The organism is Veillonella sp. CAG:933 (assembly GCF_000431435.1).
Classification (GTDB): Bacteria; Bacillota; Negativicutes; order Veillonellales; family Veillonellaceae; genus Veillonella_A.
In genome coordinates, this window is the sequence record NZ_HF986209.1 from 71270 (window position 1) to 86967 (window position 15698).

Here is a 15698-nt window from a genome sequence, read left to right on the forward strand (position 1 = left end):
CAGCGTGGCAGCCGATCGTAAGAGTCAGGTTGGTACGGGCGATCGCAGTGAACGTATTCGTACGTACAACTATCCGCAAGGTCGTGTGACCGACCATCGCATTAACTTAACGCTCTATAAATTGGATGCCGTACTTAATGGCGATTTGGACGAACTGATTCAAGCTTTGATTGCAGCGGATCAGGCCGCTAAAATGCAGGAGGCCGATCAAAATGCCTAAGGAGCTGTGGACTATCGGTCGCTTGCTCCAATGGACAGAGCAGTATTTTCTCGGCAAAGGCGGCAGTCGCCTTGATGGGGAAGTGCTGCTTTCTCATATATTGGGGAAAGATCGAATTTACTTATACACACACTATGATGAACCTTTGAATAAACAGGAGCTCGACGCGTATCGTCCGCTCGTACTTGAACGCGCCAAAGGGTTTAGTGTAGCTGCGATTATCGGTAAAAAAGAATTTATGGGTTTGCCGTTTATTGTGAATAAGGGTGTATTAATTCCGCGTCCCGATACGGAAACTTTGGTTGAAGATATTTTGACCGTTTTTGACAAAGAAAGTGCCCCGTACATTCTTGATGTGTGTACCGGACCCGGTACTATTTTATACAGTTTGCTTCACTATTTACCTAAGGCTACGGGGCTCGGCCTTGATATCAGCAAGGAGGCGTTGGCGGTGGCTGTTAAGAATCGGGAGCAGTTGGAGCTGGCGGATCGGGCTAAATTGTGTTACTCCGACTTATTGAGTGCCTTGGCAACGGATACAGCCTATGAAAACGCTTTTGATTTAATCGTCTCCAATCCGCCGTATATTCCCAGTGAAGAAATTTTGACCTTGGAACAGGAAGTTCAAAATGAACCGGTAATAGCCTTAGACGGCGGTGCCGACGGCTTGGATTTTTATCGCCGTTTATTGGCAGAGGCACCTAAATATTTAAAAGCAGGCGGCTATTTAGCGGTTGAAATCGGCTATGACCAAGCAAAGGCGGTAACGGAGCTTGCCAAAACTATGGGTGTTTACAGTGAAGTAGTGGCACAAAAAGATTTAGGTGGTATTGTACGGGCCTTACGTTGGCAGAAAACAGGTGATGATAATGGCCATAGAAACTAAAGTATATAAACATTTGGATGATGCAGCCATTGCCGAATTGGGCGCACGTTTACGAAACGGCCAGTTGGTGGCCATCCCTACGGAAACCGTATATGGACTGGGCGCCAGCGGTTATGATGAAGCGGCGATGAGTCGAATCTACGAGGCAAAAGGACGCCCGTCGGACAATCCTTTGATTTTACATGTACCGGATCAGGACGCGGTAAAACCGTTGGTAGCCTCAATTCCACCGACGGCACAAAAGCTCATGGATGCTTTTTGGCCGGGACCTTTAACGATTATTATGCCAAAATCCGACAAGGTGCCTAAGCGTGCTACGGGCGGTTTAGACAGTGTGGCTATTCGTTGTCCCGCTCATGATGTGTGCCGAGCTATTTTAAAAGCCGCCGGCGTACCAGTGGCGGCTCCCAGTGCCAACATTTCCGGTCGTCCCAGCCCGACTACGGCAGATGCCGTTTTACATGATATGAAGGGACGCATCGAGGCTATTGCCGATGCAGGCCCTTGTGATGTGGGCGTTGAGTCGACCATCGTAGAATGCGGTGATGATGCGGTTACTATTTTAAGACCGGGCGGGATTACCGATGCCATGTTAAAACGAGTGGTGAGTACGGTGACTTTTGACGAAGCTTTGAGTGCGCCCGATGTGGCACCGAAAGCACCGGGTATGAAGTATACGCACTATGCGCCGGACGGTGATATGACCACTTATGTGGGGGCACCGCGCCTCGTTAGTCAGGCTATGATAGAGGCCATGGAAGCTATTAAACAAGAGCATCACGACAAACCGCTTCGCTTTGGGTTCCTCATGAGTGACGAAGTGGCACAATTCCTTGATATCTATTTATCTTCATCGGATGTGCCTTTTGAATATGTAATTTATGGTAATGCGGCGGATTATAAAGGACTTGCCCATAATTTGTATTCTTCATTATTGGCTTTTAATAAGGCCGGCGTGACCCATATTTTTGCCACCGGTGTGCCTATGCAAGGCTTGGGTCGAGCTATCATGAACCGTATGGCGAAGGCGAGTGGTCAAAAAATCGTACACGTAACAGGTAAACCGTAAGGAAGCCTTGTAAATAGGAGCCCCGGTTTTATATCGGCAGGCTATAAAAGAGTTATAGAAAAGAGGTAAGACTATGAACATATTATTTGTTTGCACCGGCAATACTTGTCGCAGCCCCATGGCGGAAGGTATGCTTAAAGCGATGGCAGAGGACGCAAAAAAAGATGTAGTGACTTTGTCGGCCGGTTTATTTACGGCTCCGGGTGGCCGTGTATCACCTCAGGCCATTGAAGCAGTTAAAGATGTGGCTGATATTTCCGGTCATTTATCGCGTCCGCTTAATAAAGCTCTTTTGGATGCGGCTGATTTGGTTGTCGGTTTGGCAGCGGATCATAAAAAAGTATTGTTGCGCCAATTCCCTGAAATGAGCGATAAAATCGTAACCTTGGGTGAGTGGGCCGGTACGAATGAAGACGTAGCCGATCCGTTTGGCGGTACGCAGGAAGAATATGATGCTTGTGCGGCACAGATCAAAGAGCTTTTGACAAAAGCCTTAGCAAAGTTGGATTAAACAGTAATAAATTCTAAGTCGTCACTTCGAAGGGCGTTTAGAGAGCGGTTAGTCATATCTTGATTGGTAGTCAATTTAAATAATATCTCTATATTGCGTACAAATGTCATTGCTTGATTTTATATGACATAGTAAAATAGGGTAGAGATGTTTATATTTAATGGATACCGATTAGGAGGGATAGGATGAAAGTAGCCATTGGCGCTGACCATGGCGGCGTTCATTTAAAAGCGGCAATTAAAGCTTTGCTTGATGAATTGAATGTGGCCTATACTGATTTTGGTACCGATTCGGAAGCATCCGTGGATTACCCGGATATTGCCGAACCTGTGGCTAAAGCAGTAGCAGCAGGAGAATATGATCGAGGTATTTTAATTTGCGGTACCGGTATCGGAATTGGCATTGCTGCCAACAAAGTAGCCGGTATTCGTGCGGCCTTATGCCACGATACATTTTCAGCCCACGCTTCACGGGAACACAACAATGCCAATATCTTAACGATGGGCGAACGTGTTATCGGACCCGGGTTAGCCGGCGATATTGTTAAAATTTGGTTAACTACCGAATTCGAAGGTGGCCGTCATGAACGACGGGTTGCCAAAATAGCCGAACTAGAGGCTTAGTCCAGATAATTTTGGGGACAGCTTGTATTTCATAGGCACTATGATTTGAGTGTGTAGGAGGTAATGCTATGAGCATTCTTAAGAGTCAAGATCCGGAATTAAAAAATATGATTGATTTAGAGTTAAACCGTCAACGCAATAAGTTGGAAATGATTGCATCTGAAAACTTCGTATCCGAAGCGGTTATGGAAGCACAGGGCAGTGTATTGACCAATAAATATGCGGAAGGTTATTCCGGCAAGCGCTATTATGGTGGCTGTGAATATGTAGATATGGTGGAAACGTTAGCGATTGAACGAGCTAAGAAATTATTCGGTGCTGAACATGTCAATGTACAGCCTCATTCCGGCTCGCAAGCTAATTTCGGTGTTTATTTTGCTTTGTTAAAACCGGGCGACACTATCATGGGTATGAACTTATCCCATGGTGGTCATTTGACTCATGGTTCGCCGGTTAACGTTTCGGGTACATACTTCAATGTAATTCCTTACGGCGTTGATGCAGAAACACAGGAAATTGATTATGATGAAATGCGTAAAATTGCCGAAGAAAACAAACCTAAGTTAATTATCGGCGGCGGCAGTGCGTATTCTCGCATTATTGATTTCAAAAAAATGGCCGACATCGCTCATGAAGTAGGCGCTATTTTTATGGTAGATATGGCTCACTTTGCAGGTCTTGTAGCAGCCGGTTTGCATCCAAATCCAGTGGAATATGCTGATGTAGTAACTACAACTACACATAAAACATTACGCGGACCTCGTGGCGGCATGATTCTTTGCAAAGAACAATATGCCAAAGCTATTGATAAAGCAATTTTCCCCGGCATCCAAGGCGGTCCTTTGATGCATGTTATCGCTGCAAAAGCGGTTGCTTTCGGCGAAGCTTTAAAACCTGAATTCAAAGAATATGCACAGCAAGTTGTAACCAATGCGAAAGTGTTGGCAGCAGCTCTTCAAAAAGAAGGTTTTAAAATCGTATCCGACGGTACCGATACGCATGTAATGCTTGTTGACGTACGCAGCTGTGGTTTAACCGGTAAAGTTGCTGAATTCTTACTTGATGAAGTAGGCATCACTTGTAACAAGAACACCATTCCGTTCGATCCTGAAAGCCCATTCGTAACCAGCGGTATTCGTCTCGGTACACCGGCTTTGACAACACGTGGCTTAAAAGAAGCGGATATGGAAGAAATTGCGTCCATCATTGCGTTAGTTCTTAAAAACTCCGAAGATAAAGCTAAACATGAAGAAGCAGCTAAACGTGTAGCCGCTCTTTGTGAAAAATATCCTATGTATCCTAATCTTTAATATATCCGCTTGAGAGAGATTTCATAACATGCCTTATTGAGGCACAGAATAGTAAGACTTAAGGAGGCACCGTATTTATGAATGTTAATGTAATGACTCATCCGTTGATTCAACATAAAGTAACCTTAATCCGTAATGTTGAAACAGGTTCTAAAGATTTTCGCGAATTATTGGAAGAAATTACACTTTTGATGGGGTATGAAATTACTCGCGACTTACCGTTGGAAGATGTAGAAGTACAGACTCCGTTGGTAAAAGCAATCGGTAAACAAATTGCCGGTAAAAAATTAGGCATTATCCCTATTTTACGTGCCGGTCTCGGCATGGTTAACGGTCTATTGGAATTAATGCCAATGGCTAAAGTAGGTCACGTAGGTTTATACCGTGATCCTGAAACCTTAAAACCGGTTGAATACTATTGCAAATTGCCGTCTGATTTGTCCGAACGTCGTATTATCGTGACAGATCCTATGTTGGCAACCGGCGGCAGTGCATCGGCAGCCATCACTCTTTTAAAAGAAAAAGGGGCTCGCGATATTCAGCTTATGTGCTTGGTAGCAGCTCCGCAAGGCGTTGAAGCGGTTAATAAGGAACATCCGGATGTACGTATTTATGTTGCGGCACTTGATGAAGACTTGAATGAACATGGCTACATCTTGCCTGGTTTAGGCGATGCAGGGGACCGTATTTTCGGTACTAAATAGTCTAAAAAATAAGATAGGTGAAGCGTATTAACTTTTACAGTCTGATAGGCTTTACATAATAAATAATGAATGGCTTGGAGCAATGTGCTTCAAGCCATTTTTGTGTTATATTTCATGATTGATATATGTAATTTAATTTTTTGCAATAGACAAAATAAAGCATATCGAATATAATAGATATGTAAGAAGGATTGAAGCAGTAAATTATACTTCGTAATTTATCGCTAAGAGAAGTAAATAATTAATATATTATAATGAAATGAGGTAGACTATGAAATTAAACAAATCTTTAAAAGTATTAGCCGTATCTTTATTGGTGGCAGGCAGCTTTGGCTTGGCACAGGCAAATTCCGAAATTACAATTGACCAGGCAACCGCTATCGCTTTGGCTAAAGTGCCGGGCGCGAATGCAAGCCATGTATATAAAGTTAAACCGGACATTGAAAATGGCCGTAAAGTATATGAAGGCAAAATTTTCTACAACGGCGTTGAATATGAATTCGAAATTGATGCCGCTACCGGTCAAGTTATTGATTGGGACGTAGATCGCGACTAATAGGCTGCTATTGTAATGGATTGACATTTGTTACGAACAGCGCTTTGATGTTCTGATTTATATAAAAACTTTAGAATGGCCACTACCTAACGGCAAGCACACCTTTTCAAGCTAAGGCTTACCTTATAGGTAGTGGCCATTCTTTTTGTGATTCAGCTATCATCTCAGAAAGCAAAGCGCTGTTCTTCAATATCGATTTCAGCACATTACAATAGCGGCCTATTAGTCGTTTTTGAGGAGTGGAGGGAAGGGAATTGTATTGGAACAATACAATTCCTCCCACTCTCCCCATATCCTCGGCTATTATTCGTCCATTTATGGTGTGATTCGCAAGTCATTTTATAGGTTGTTATGGGGAAGATGCTAAATATATTGAAAACGTTTTTTTTGTTGTAGCCGGCTAAAATTACCTGTGAATTGAGATGAGCTATAATCGCTGAAGACCTGATATTCTCTGCAAGGGGAGCCTTAGCTCGAAGAGGTGTGCTCTCCGGTAGAGAATATCAGGTCTCATATGATTTTGAAACTTAATATAAGGTAATTTTGACGGCCGAGCAGTCAACGTTTTCAATATATTTTTTAGTATTCAATATAATAATTTATAAAATGACTTGCGCGTGTCACCCATATAAGGTAGAATATAGGCGAGGATATTTTTTTATCGACGGTGGGACGATTTTCGCTCCAGCGGGATGAAAGAGGTACAGCATGAAAGATTTATCGGAGGTGTATCAACGAATAGCTCCGGAACTTATGCGAATTGTGGAAGAGCGCTACATACTGCTGAATCACATTTCCTATGCACAACCTATCGGGCGACGCATGCTTGCCAACCTTAGTAAACTATCGGAACGTGTAGTACGTTCACACGTTGAAATCATGAAGGACAATGGTCTTATTGGTTTTACCCAACAGGGGATGGTGTTAACTGAGGAAGGCAAAGAACTGCTGCCGCAACTAAACTCATCAATGCACGAGCTCAATAAAATCAGTGAGCTTGAAGCAAAGCTTAAAGAAGTTTTGCAAATTGATGAAGTTATTATTACCAGTGGCGGTGGTGAAACCGACATGGAACGCAAAGAGTTAGGCTTCCAGGCGGCGAAAGTGTTGCAAGGGGTATTGCATCCGGGCAGTGTCTTAGCTGTAAGTGGCGGCAGTACGATGGCCAATATGGCAGATGCTCTGCCGGCCAAGAAATGTCAGGCTACCATTATTCCGGCTCGCGGCGGAATCGGCGAACGGGTAGAATATCAAGCGAATGTGATTGCTTCGGTGATTGCCGAGAAAATCGGCAGTACCTACAAAATGTTGCATCTACCTGATGGTTTGTCGCAAGACGCGTTGAGCATTTTGATGAATATGGAACCACAAATCAAAGAAGTGATGGAATTGGCTAAGCAAACCGATATTTTAATCTTTGGCATCGGTGAAGCCTTGCACATGGCGGCACAGCGGCATATAACAGATGCACAACGCTCCACGTTGCGCGCTAAACGTGCTGTTGGGGAAGCCTTGGGTTACTATTGTGACATTAGCGGCAACATTGTGTATACGACCAATAATGTGGGCATTGCCCTTACTGATATTGAGTCTATACCGCATGTAATCGCTGTAGCAGGTGGTGCCGGTAAAGCCAAAGCAATTATCGGGGTGATGAGAGCCTGTCGCAAAGGTACCCTTATTATTGATGAAAGTGCAGCTGAATCAATAGCAGCGCTACTAAGTATTAGCTAGTCATAGTGTTTATGATTTATTATTAGTCATACATTGTTTTATTTAAATCGTAAACACTCACATTTTAAAACTGTTTAGGTATTAATTTTTACACTCTAGGAGGAACCATCATGGCAGTTAAAATTGGTATTAATGGATTTGGTCGTATCGGTAAATGTGTATTTCGTGCAGCGCTTCATAACCCTGAGGTAGAAGTAGTGGCTATTAATGACTTGGGCGATATTGAAGGTTCTGCTTTATTATTAAAATATGATTCCGTACACGGTAACTTGCAAGAAGAAATTACTGTTGACGGTGAATATATTGTTGTTGACGGCAAAAAAGTTCGTGTATTCCATGATCCTAACCCTGCTAATATCGACTGGTCTTCCGAAGGCGTTGAAATCGTTGTAGAAGCAACCGGCCGTTTCCGCAAACGTGATGACGCAGCTCAGCATTTGGGCGGTTCTGTTAAGAAAGTTATTATTTCCGCACCGGCTAAAGAAGAAGACATTACTATTGTAATGGGTGTTAACCAGGACAAATATGATCCTAAAAACCACCACATCATTTCCAACGCAAGCTGCACAACTAACTGCTTGGCTCCGTTTGCTAAAGTATTGAATGAAAAATTCGGTATCAAACGCGGCTTGATGACTACGGTTCACTCCTATACCAATGACCAACGCATTTTGGATACACCGCACAGCGACCTTCGTCGTGCTCGCGCAGCTGCTTTATCCATTATTCCTACAACTACCGGCGCTGCTAAAGCAGTAGCTTTGGTATTACCTGAATTAAAGGGTAAATTAAACGGTTTCGCTCTTCGTGTGCCTACACCAAACGTTTCCATTACCGACTTGGTAGCTGAACTCAATGTAGAAACAACTAAAGAAGAAATCAATGCCGCATTACGTGAAGCAGCACAAGGTGAATTGAAAGGTATCTTAGGTGTTTCTGATTTACCGCTCGTATCTCACGACTTCAACGGTGACCCACGCAGCTCCATCGTTGATGCTGATTTGACAATGACAATGGAAGGCAATATGGTAAAAGTGGTTTCCTGGTACGATAACGAATGGGGTTATTCCAACCGTGTCGTTGATTTAGCTAAATTCATTGCTGATCAAGGTTTATAATTTTTGCAGGGGACTATGTAGATAGTCCCCTCTTTTGCTTACCATTTATAAGCTAATGACGAGAGATAGGCTTATTTTTTATAAGCTGTATCGTTAACATATAGGAGGCCGTTATGAAAAAAACAATCGAGTCCGTTGACGTAGCCCATAAACGCGTATTTGTGCGCGTAGATTTTAATGTACCTTTAAAAGATGGTGTCATTACTGATGATACGCGTATTCGTGCTACTTTACCGACCATTAATTATTTAATCGGTAAAGGGGCCAAAGTAATCTTAGCGTCTCATTTGGGACGTCCGAAAGGAGAACGTAAACCGGAATTTACGTTACAGCCATGTGCTGTTCGTCTCAGTGAACTCTTGGGCAAACCGGTAGCATTTGCCGATGATTGTGTCGGTGAAGCCGCTCATAAAGCGGTAGAAGCTATGCAGGATGGCGACGTTCTTTTGTTGGAAAACTTACGGTATCATAAAGAAGAAGAAAAGAATGGCGAAGATTTTGCCAAAGCATTAGCATCCCTTGCCGAAGTGGGCATCAATGATGCGTTCGGCGTATCTCATCGTGCCCATGCATCCGTAGAAGGGATTACTAAATTTTTACCAATGGCAGCGGGCTATTTATTGGAAAAAGAAATTAAATACGTCGGCGGTGCGGTAGAGCATCCGGAACACCCGTTTGCAGCTATTATCGGCGGCGCTAAAGTAAGCGATAAGATTGAAGTTATTTCCAATTTATTACCAAAAGTAGAAGTGCTCATCATCGGTGGCGGTATGGCCAATACCTTTATTGCCGCTAAAGGGTATCCAACCGGCTCATCCTTAGTGGAAGCGGACAAAATCGAATTGGCAGGTCAGCTTATTAAACAGGCTGCTGAAACAAATACGAATTTGTTATTGCCAACTGATTTTGTGGTAGCCGATGCATTCAGCAATGATGCTAATCATAAAGTAGTTCCTGCCGACGGCATTGAAGAAGGCTGGATGGCCCTTGATATTGGTCCGGATACACAAAAAGCGTTTGCGGAAGCGTTAAAACCAATGAAGATGATTGTTTGGAACGGACCTATGGGCGTTTTTGAAATGGATAATTTTGCAACCGGCACTAACGCGGTAGCCAAAGCCGTAGCTGAAGCTGACGCAACGACTATTGTAGGTGGCGGTGATTCGGTGGCAGCCGTTGAAAAGAGCGGTCTTGCCGATAAAATTTCTCATATTTCGACCGGTGGCGGTGCATCCTTGGAATATTTAGAAGGGAAAGCCTTACCGGGTATCGTGGCATTAGCCGATAAATAAGGAGGAGCCATGCGTAAACAAATTATTGCCGGCAATTGGAAGATGCATACTGATTTAGCGGAAGCTACTATTTTAGTGGAAGGCATTAAAGCAGCTCTCGCTGAAGGTGAAGTGAGCCGTGAAGTGGTGGTTTGCCCGCCATTTACCGGTCTCAGCACGGTAGCTGATTTAATTGAAGATACAGACGTTCGCTTAGGAGCTCAGAATATGTATTTTGAGCCAAAAGGGGCGTTTACCGGTGAAGTTTCGCCACTCATGCTTACCGATGTAGGTTGTCATTATGTAATTCTCGGTCACTCGGAACGTCGTGAGTATTTCAGTGAATCCGATGCTTTAATTAATCAGAAAATAAAAGCCGCGTTCCAATATGATTTAATCCCGATTTTATGTGTCGGCGAAAGTTTGGCACAGCGTGAAGCCAATGAGACACAGTCGTTTATTGACAGCCAATTGACAGCCGGCCTTGAAGGCTTAACGGCTGAACAGGTAAGTCAAATGGTAATTGCTTATGAACCGATTTGGGCTATCGGTACCGGTAAAACGGCAACTGCGGAACAGGCCGGGGAAGTATGTACAGCCATTCGTGCCAAAGTGGCCGCATTATTCGATGCGGCAACGGCTGAAGCGTTGCGTATCCAATATGGCGGCAGTGTTAAAGGCAGTAATGCTAAAGAAATTTTATCTCAGCCGGATATTGATGGTGCTTTAGTAGGTGGTGCATCCTTAAAAGCAGATGATTTCATGGCCATTATTAAAGCCTAAGGTTGATTAATGATTATTTAAGTCTAAGGGTGATTAACTATTATTTAAGCCTAAGGTTGATTAGTTTTTGGCCGCTTACATTCATTTACCAAGTTTTTACGCATATTAAATATAGATTATAAAGTTATACTGTATAGTAGATACTAGACGGTAAAACTTATTATAGTTTAATTACGAACAAGATATTTTGAATATAGAAAGGTTTGTGTATGGCAAAATTAAAAGCTCCCGTTATGCTGACCATTTTAGACGGGTTCGGCATAGGGGATGTGAACGACCCTACCAATGCGGTCGTACAGGCTAAGCCTGAGAACTTTTTAAAATTATGGGAAACCTATCCGCATACACAATTACAGGCATCGGGTCTCGCTGTAGGCTTACCGGAAGGCCAAATGGGTAATTCCGAAGTAGGTCATTTAAATATCGGGGCCGGCCGCATTGTGTATCAGGAGTTGACTCGAATCACCAAAGATACGGAAGATGGTGCTTTTTTTGAAAAGCCAGTTATTAAAGAATTATATGCACAGGCGAAAGACCACCGTTTACAGATTATCGGTTTGGTGTCCGATGGCGGTGTTCACAGCTCCTTAGATCATATTAAAGCGATTATTAAGGGCGCTAAAGACGCAGGCGTTACTGAATTATACGTTCATGCTTTATTGGATGGCCGTGATGTACCGCCACAAAGCGCACTTACCTATTTAGAAGATTTAGACGCTTATATGACTCAGCTCGGCCTTGGTAAAATCGCCACCATCGGTGGTCGTTATTACGGCATGGACCGCGATAAACGTTGGGAACGTGTTGAGAAAGCCTACCAAGCTATTGTTGATGGTGTTGGTGTTACAGCTGATTCTGTTAAAGCGGCTATCGAAGCGTCTTATGCCAATGAGGTAGTGGATGAATTCGTAGTGCCTGTAGTATTGGATGCTAAAGGCGCTATTGAAGCTCATGATGCGGTGATTTTTGCCAACTTCAGACCGGACCGTGCCCGCCAGCTCACCAGAGCGTTGGTAGATCCTGAATTTACCGGCTTCAATCGAGTTAAAGGTTTGTTGCCGATTTATATGGCTACTATGACCAAGTATGAAGACGGTTTGCCTACTCATATTGTGTATGAAAAAGAACTGCTCACTAATACATTGGGTCAAGTATTAGCTGATGGCGGTTATACGCAGCTTCGTATTGCGGAAACCGAAAAATATGCTCATGTAACTTATTTCTTCAGTGGTGGTCAAGAAGATGTATTTGACGGTGAAGAACGTATTTTGGTGCCATCCCCTAAAGTGGCAACCTACGATTTACAACCGGAAATGAGCGCTTACGAAGTAACCGATAAAGTAGTGGCTGCTATTGAAAGCGGCAAGTTCGATATGATTATTTTGAACTTTGCCAACCCTGATATGGTTGGACATACGGGCGTATTGGAAGCTGCTGAAAAAGCAGTACAAACTGTGGATGCTTGCTTAGCACGTATCGTGGAAGCTATTAATAAAGTAAAGGGGCATTTATTGGTAACCGCCGATCATGGTAACTCGGAAATGATGGTTGACCATCGTACGGGGGCGCCGCATACGGCTCATACGACCAATCCGGTACCGCTTATTTTAGTTAGTGAAGCGCATAAAAACGATAGCTTAACGGAAGGTAAGCTTTGCGATTTGGCGCCGACAATGCTCGCTTTGGGTGGTATTGCGCAACCGGCTGATATGACCGGTCACAGCTTATTGGTTAAAAAATAAGAATTTGCATAGGATGAGTCGATTTATACCAGGACTCACCGGTTTAGATTCAAATCATTTAATTTTTACAAACGGTTACATATAGCCGATTTAAGTATATAAAAGTATTTACGAATATACTTTTAAAAAGTGTTCTTTTCAAGGAGGTAACACATTATGGCAATGATTACAGATGTTTACGCAAGAGAGATTTTGGATTCCCGTGGCAACCCTACTGTTGAAGTGGAAGTGTATTTAGAAGACGGGTCCATCGGTGTTGCTTCCGTTCCATCCGGTGCTTCTACAGGCATGTTTGAAGCCGTAGAACTTCGCGACGGTGACAAGGGTCGTTACCTCGGTAAAGGGGTAGAACAGGCCGTAGAAAACGTGAATGAAAAAATCGGTCCTGAAATTATCGGTTATGATGCGTCCGAACAAGTAGCTATCGACCGTTTGATGATTGAACTTGATGGCACGCCTAACAAAGGTAATTTTGGTGCCAATGCAATTCTCGGCGTGTCCATGGCTGTAGCTAAAGCAGCTGCCGCATCCTTTGATTTACCATTGTTCCAGTATCTTGGCGGTACTAATGCCAAAGAATTACCGGTTCCTATGATGAATATTTTAAACGGTGGTGCTCATGCCGACAACAACGTAGATATTCAGGAATTCATGATTATGCCGGTAGGCGCTGAATCTTTCAAAGAAGCTTTACGCGCTTGTGCCGAAGTATATCACACATTGAAAAACGTATTGAAAGCTAAAGGCCTTGCTACCGGTGTAGGTGACGAAGGCGGTTTCGCACCAAATCTCGGCTCCAACGAAGAAGCTTTACAGGTTATTTGTGAAGCTATTAAAGAAGCCGGTTATGAACCGGGCAGCTACTTCAAATTGGCTATTGATGCGGCTTCTTCCGAATTCTACAAAGACGGCAAATATGATTTAGCCGGTGAAGGCAAAGTAAAAACGGCTGCTGAAATGGTTGAATTTTATGCTGATTTAGTAGCTAAATATCCTATCATCTCCATCGAAGACGGCCTTGCTGAAGAAGATTGGGAAGGTTGGAAATTATTGACTGAACGCCTTGGCAACCAAGTTCAACTCGTTGGTGATGATTTATTCGTAACTAACACGGAACGTTTGGCCAAAGGTATTAAATCCGATACGGCCAATGCTATCTTAATCAAAGTAAACCAAATCGGTACTTTGACAGAAACTTTCGACGCTATCGAAATGGCAAAACGTGCCGGTTACACTTGTGTTATTTCTCACCGCTCCGGTGAAACCGAAGACAATACAATTGCCGATATCGCTGTAGCTGTTAATGCCGGCCAGATTAAAACCGGTGCACCGGCTCGTAGCGAACGTGTAGCTAAATACAACCAATTGCTTCGCATCGAAGACTTATTGGCTGAAACTGCTCAGTATCGTGGGGAAGACGTTTTTTACAATATTAAAAAATAATCGCTCAGTAAAAAGCAACTGATACATTAGGTAAAAAGATTCGGCTGCATCTGATGAAACTTTGCGGTTTCACCGGTGTAACGAATCTTTTTACTGTTTTTCAGACTTTTATAGATTTTTTTATAGATTTTATTTGCGGCGAACGATGGAATTCATTATAATGGAGAGTAGCGAATAAAAAGGGAGGAATAACCTTGGCAAATTTATATATAGGCTTGGTTCATTATCCTATCTATAATAAGCATGGCGAAGTCATTACGACGGCGATTACGAATTATGATATTCACGATATTGCCCGAGCGGCTATTACCTATGATGTGAGTCGTTATTTTGTGATTCACAACATACCGGCCCAACGTGATTTGGCCAAGCAGATTATGGAGCACTGGCAAACCGGTTTTGGCAGTACCTACAATCCCGACCGCAAAGATGCGTTCAGTGAAGTGGCACTGGTCAACTCGATTCGCGCCGCTGTTGAGGAAGTGACAGCCCTTGAGGGTGACCCGCCGATTATCGCCACAACCGATGCACGTACTTATGATAATACGGTGACTTATGCATGGATGCGGCAAACGCTTGAAAAGGGGTCGCGCCCTGTGTTAGTATTATTTGGTACCGGTTATGGCATGACCAAAGAAACTATGGAAGAATTTGATTATATTTTAGAACCTGTATATGGTCACGGTGATTACAATCATCTGTCGGTACGCAGTGCAGTCTCCATTATTTTGGATCGTTTGCGTGGCGAAGCGTGGTGGGAAAAAGCATAGTGCTATTAACGTGTAATGTCATAAGAAGGCAGCAAACGTAAGCAGAATATTAATAAAGCAGAATGCAAAGAAAGCACCAAAGAATCATTCAGGTTATTATAGGAGGAAGTACAATGTCCGGACATTCAAAATGGGCCAATATTAAACATAAAAAAGGTAAAACTGATGCGTTGAAAGCAAAAGTAACGACTAAAATCAGCCGTGAAATTACGGTTGCCGCACGTATGGGCGGTGGCGATCCGGTTGGTAACATGCGTTTAAAATTGGCTTTGCAAAAAGCTCGTGAAAACAACGTGCCTAAAGATAATATTCAACGCGCCATCGCTAAAGGCGTAGGCGCTACCGATATGGATAACTACGAAGAAATTACCTATGAAGGTTACGGCCCGGGCGGCGTAGCGTTAACGGTTGAGTGTTTGACCGATAATCGTAATCGTACGGCAGCCGATGTGCGTCATGCGTTCTCCAAGAACGGCGGCAACCTCGGTGAAACCGGTTGCGTAGCTTGGATGTTTAACCGTAAAGGTATCTTCGTAATCGACAGCGAAGGTCATGACGAAGAAGAATTGACCATGCTTGCTTTAGAAGCGGGTGCGGAAGATTTAAAAGTGGAAGATGACAGTTTTGTTATTTACACCGCTCCGGAAGATTATGACACTGTTGAAGCAGCCTTGGCCGATGCTAATATCGAAACCATGGTAAGCAAAATCACCATGGTGCCTGACAATACCATCGCTCTTGAAGGGGACAACGCTGTAAAAATGCAAAAAATGCTCGATGCCCTTGATGATTTAGACGATGTTCAGGATGTGTACCACAACGCGGATCTTCCTGAAGAAGAGGAATAAGAACATAAAAATATAAAGCATCATTGTTAAACTTATTGTTTAATAATGGTGCTTTTTTTGTGTACGTTTTAGTCCCGATATGGCTCAATGACATATGGCCGATAAAAAAG

General features: G+C 43.3%; 15 protein-coding genes and 1 pseudogene. All 16 read left to right on the forward strand.

The annotated features are described in order from the left end of the window. Positions 1–220: pseudogene (locus QZL64_RS08105) on the forward strand (peptide chain release factor 1); the annotation flags it as partial. Then, the gene (gene prmC, locus QZL64_RS08110) at positions 213–1106 is read left to right on the forward strand and encodes a peptide chain release factor N(5)-glutamine methyltransferase (protein WP_021841497.1); all 894 of its coding nucleotides are present in this window, start codon (positions 213–215) and stop codon (positions 1104–1106) included. The pseudogene QZL64_RS08105 and the gene prmC, both read left to right, overlap by 8 nt. Further along, positions 1090–2175, forward strand: coding sequence for an L-threonylcarbamoyladenylate synthase (locus QZL64_RS08115; RefSeq protein ID WP_021841498.1), 1086 nt, complete (start codon positions 1090–1092; stop codon positions 2173–2175). The genes prmC and QZL64_RS08115 overlap by 17 nt, the downstream gene beginning before the upstream one ends. Before the next feature lie 73 nt (positions 2176–2248). Further along, positions 2249–2686: a low molecular weight protein arginine phosphatase gene (locus tag QZL64_RS08120; protein ID WP_021841499.1), complete on the forward strand. Its 438-nt coding sequence runs from the start codon at positions 2249–2251 to the stop codon at positions 2684–2686. Positions 2687–2871: 185 nt separating this feature from the next. Continuing rightward, positions 2872–3309, forward strand: coding sequence for a ribose 5-phosphate isomerase B (rpiB, locus tag QZL64_RS08125; RefSeq protein WP_021841500.1), 438 nt, complete (start codon positions 2872–2874; stop codon positions 3307–3309). Between the two features lie 68 nt (positions 3310–3377). Further along, complete coding sequence (gene glyA / locus QZL64_RS08130; protein ID WP_021841501.1) at positions 3378–4619, forward strand: serine hydroxymethyltransferase; 1242 nt, start codon at positions 3378–3380, stop codon at positions 4617–4619. Between the two features lie 77 nt (positions 4620–4696). Next, on the forward strand, positions 4697–5323 hold the full coding sequence (gene upp, locus QZL64_RS08135) for a uracil phosphoribosyltransferase (RefSeq protein ID WP_021841502.1): 627 nt from the start codon (positions 4697–4699) through the stop codon (positions 5321–5323). 271 nt (positions 5324–5594) lie between these two features. Further along, positions 5595–5879, forward strand: coding sequence for a PepSY domain-containing protein (locus QZL64_RS08140; protein WP_021841503.1), 285 nt, complete (start codon positions 5595–5597; stop codon positions 5877–5879). A gap of 708 nt (positions 5880–6587) precedes the next feature. Continuing rightward, positions 6588–7613, forward strand: a complete 1026-nt coding sequence (locus QZL64_RS08145) for a sugar-binding transcriptional regulator (RefSeq protein ID WP_021841504.1) — start codon at positions 6588–6590, stop codon at positions 7611–7613. Between the two features lie 110 nt (positions 7614–7723). After that, positions 7724–8731, forward strand: a complete 1008-nt coding sequence (gap, locus tag QZL64_RS08150; RefSeq protein ID WP_021841505.1) for a type I glyceraldehyde-3-phosphate dehydrogenase — start codon at positions 7724–7726, stop codon at positions 8729–8731. 113 nt (positions 8732–8844) lie between these two features. After that, entirely contained in the window at positions 8845–10023 is a 1179-nt protein-coding gene (locus QZL64_RS08155) for a phosphoglycerate kinase (RefSeq protein ID WP_021841506.1), read from the forward strand. A 9-nt stretch (positions 10024–10032) separates the two neighbouring features. Further along, a complete protein-coding gene (tpiA, locus tag QZL64_RS08160; RefSeq protein WP_021841507.1) occupies positions 10033–10785 on the forward strand; it encodes a triose-phosphate isomerase in 753 nt (250 codons plus the stop codon). A 209-nt stretch (positions 10786–10994) separates the two neighbouring features. Continuing rightward, positions 10995–12527 carry a 2,3-bisphosphoglycerate-independent phosphoglycerate mutase gene (gpmI, locus tag QZL64_RS08165; protein WP_021841508.1) on the forward strand — a complete coding sequence of 511 codons (1533 nt, stop codon included), beginning with the start codon at positions 10995–10997 and terminating at the stop codon, positions 12525–12527. Between the two features lie 156 nt (positions 12528–12683). Further along, positions 12684–13970 (forward strand): phosphopyruvate hydratase, encoded by a 1287-nt coding sequence (eno, locus tag QZL64_RS08170; protein WP_021841509.1) that lies wholly within the window; start codon positions 12684–12686, stop codon positions 13968–13970. A gap of 194 nt (positions 13971–14164) precedes the next feature. Then, positions 14165–14740, forward strand: a complete 576-nt coding sequence (locus QZL64_RS08175) for an RNA methyltransferase (protein WP_021841510.1) — start codon at positions 14165–14167, stop codon at positions 14738–14740. Positions 14741–14853: 113 nt separating this feature from the next. Beyond that, entirely contained in the window at positions 14854–15588 is a 735-nt protein-coding gene (locus QZL64_RS08180) for a YebC/PmpR family DNA-binding transcriptional regulator (protein ID WP_021841511.1), read from the forward strand. Positions 15589–15698 lie beyond the last annotated feature (110 nt).

Bases quoted from the DNA above. Each gene is read 5' to 3' on its own strand.
- prmC (WP_021841497.1), top strand. From the start codon at position 213: ATGCCTAAGGAGCTGTGGACTATCGGTCGCTTGCTCCAATGGACAGAG.
- QZL64_RS08115 (WP_021841498.1), top strand. From the start codon at position 1,090: ATGGCCATAGAAACTAAAGTATATAAACATTTGGATGATGCAGCCATT.
- QZL64_RS08120 (WP_021841499.1), top strand. From the start codon at position 2,249: ATGAACATATTATTTGTTTGCACCGGCAATACTTGTCGCAGCCCCATG.
- rpiB (WP_021841500.1), top strand. From the start codon at position 2,872: ATGAAAGTAGCCATTGGCGCTGACCATGGCGGCGTTCATTTAAAAGCG.
- glyA (WP_021841501.1), top strand. From the start codon at position 3,378: ATGAGCATTCTTAAGAGTCAAGATCCGGAATTAAAAAATATGATTGAT.
- upp (WP_021841502.1), top strand. From the start codon at position 4,697: ATGAATGTTAATGTAATGACTCATCCGTTGATTCAACATAAAGTAACC.
- QZL64_RS08140 (WP_021841503.1), top strand. From the start codon at position 5,595: ATGAAATTAAACAAATCTTTAAAAGTATTAGCCGTATCTTTATTGGTG.
- QZL64_RS08145 (WP_021841504.1), top strand. From the start codon at position 6,588: ATGAAAGATTTATCGGAGGTGTATCAACGAATAGCTCCGGAACTTATG.
- gap (WP_021841505.1), top strand. From the start codon at position 7,724: ATGGCAGTTAAAATTGGTATTAATGGATTTGGTCGTATCGGTAAATGT.
- QZL64_RS08155 (WP_021841506.1), top strand. From the start codon at position 8,845: ATGAAAAAAACAATCGAGTCCGTTGACGTAGCCCATAAACGCGTATTT.
- tpiA (WP_021841507.1), top strand. From the start codon at position 10,033: ATGCGTAAACAAATTATTGCCGGCAATTGGAAGATGCATACTGATTTA.
- gpmI (WP_021841508.1), top strand. From the start codon at position 10,995: ATGGCAAAATTAAAAGCTCCCGTTATGCTGACCATTTTAGACGGGTTC.
- eno (WP_021841509.1), top strand. From the start codon at position 12,684: ATGGCAATGATTACAGATGTTTACGCAAGAGAGATTTTGGATTCCCGT.
- QZL64_RS08180 (WP_021841511.1), top strand. From the start codon at position 14,854: ATGTCCGGACATTCAAAATGGGCCAATATTAAACATAAAAAAGGTAAA.